1 protein-coding gene is annotated in these 1,515 nt (G+C 56.2%); it reads right to left on the bottom strand.

All coding sequences use genetic code 11. From position 1 onward, the window contains the following. Nucleotides 1–68: 68 nt before the first annotated feature. On the bottom strand, nucleotides 69–1,442 hold the full coding sequence (locus tag ACR0M3_RS20010; RefSeq protein WP_480912414.1) for a transposase: 1,374 nt from the start codon (nucleotides 1,440–1,442) through the stop codon (nucleotides 69–71). Between the last annotated feature and the right edge of the window lie 73 nt (nucleotides 1,443–1,515).

Raw genomic sequence — 1,515 nt, 5'->3', positions numbered from 1 at the left:
GATAGTGTTGAAGAAGTCGACGTTTGAACTGCCGGTTGGCGAAGCCGAAAGCAGTCGATTTATTCCTCTCAGCCTGTTGGTTCTGGTTGCGGAACCATTTTTGCCAGTTTCCTGAGGTTTTGTGCTGTGGCTGCGAGCTGGAACTGTTCGTATGCGCCTTTAGGTCCTCGAAGTCGCATCATTGGCAAGCCGATGTATCGCTTCAGATGGGCGAAGAGCATCTCGACTTTCCGCCTTTGAATGAATGAGGTCATGTAGGCATCTGTTTTGCGGATATCGCGGGCTACGTCCCGAGCTGCTTCGTGGATTGATCGCATCACGCGCCTGCCAGGGTCCCCTGGGCAGCATTTTGGCTTGAGTGGACATGCGTCGCAATCATGCTTCGAGGCGCGGTATCGGATGAACCCGTCTTTGCCACCGTTGGGCTTTCGCGGCTTGGAGAAGTTCCGGCGGTATGTTCGCAGTTCCTTGTTGCCGGGGCATGTGTAGCTGTCGGTTGCGGGGTCGTAGATGAAGTCTTCGCGCGAGAACGTGCCGTCCGTCTGTTTGGATTTATCCCAAACTGGAATGTGTGGCGCGATCCCACGCTCTTCGACGAGCCAACCCAGCATCTCCGCTGATCCGTAGCCCGTATCGCCGACCAGCTTATCTGGCGTCATGTTGAAGCGTTCCGTGATCCGGTCGATCATACGCCGCGCCGCGAAAGCCTCAGCGGTTCGGATCGGAACCGATGGCTCGACGTCAACGATCACCGCATTGTCCAAATCCACCATATAGTTGGTGGAATAGGCGAAGAATGCGGCACCTCCATCGGCGCCTGTCCAGCGCGCCGCAGGGTCCACCGGCGAGATGTATTTGGGAACGACTTTGGTGGACGCGCCGAATGCGGCATCATCCAGTGTTTCGAGATATTCGTGAACCACGCGCGTGGCCAATTCCCGTGGCAGACCCTCCTTGCTGTCAATGCCGCGCGTCTGGTTCGCATTGGCAGGGATCAAGCTGGCATCGACGCCGAAGTTCTCGCCGCCAACCAAGCCCTCATCGATGCAGCGCTGCAAAACTGTCTCGAAGAGATGTCGGAACAAACCGCTTTCCCGAAAGCGCCCATGCCGGTTCTTTGAGAAGGTTGAATGGTCAGGCACCGGGTCCGTCAGGTCGAGCCTGCAAAACCATCTGTAGGCCAGATTGACATGCACCTCTTCGCAAAGGCGGCGTTCTGAACGAATGCCTTGGCAGTAGCCCAACAACAGCATCCGGATCATCAACTCTGGATCAATCGAAGGGCGGCCATGCGAGCTATACGACGGTGCCAGAAGCGGTCGAACGTCTGACAGGTCAAGGAAACGATCAATGCCGCGTAACGGGTGATCGGCAGGAACAAACTCGTCAATCGAGAACTCATAAAACAACGCACCTTGCGCCACCTGCCTCGGTCCCATCATCGCCGCACCTCCGCTCATAAAACGAGTGAATCAGCGACAGACCGACCAATCAATGGACTTTTTCAACACTATC

Source organism: Ruegeria sp. O5 (assembly GCF_056535105.1).
This window is presented reverse-complemented; position numbering and strand designations above follow the sequence as displayed.

Bases quoted from the DNA above. Each gene is read 5' to 3' on its own strand.
- ACR0M3_RS20010 (WP_480912414.1), bottom strand. From the start codon at position 1,442: ATGATGGGACCGAGGCAGGTGGCGCAAGGTGCGTTGTTTTATGAGTTC.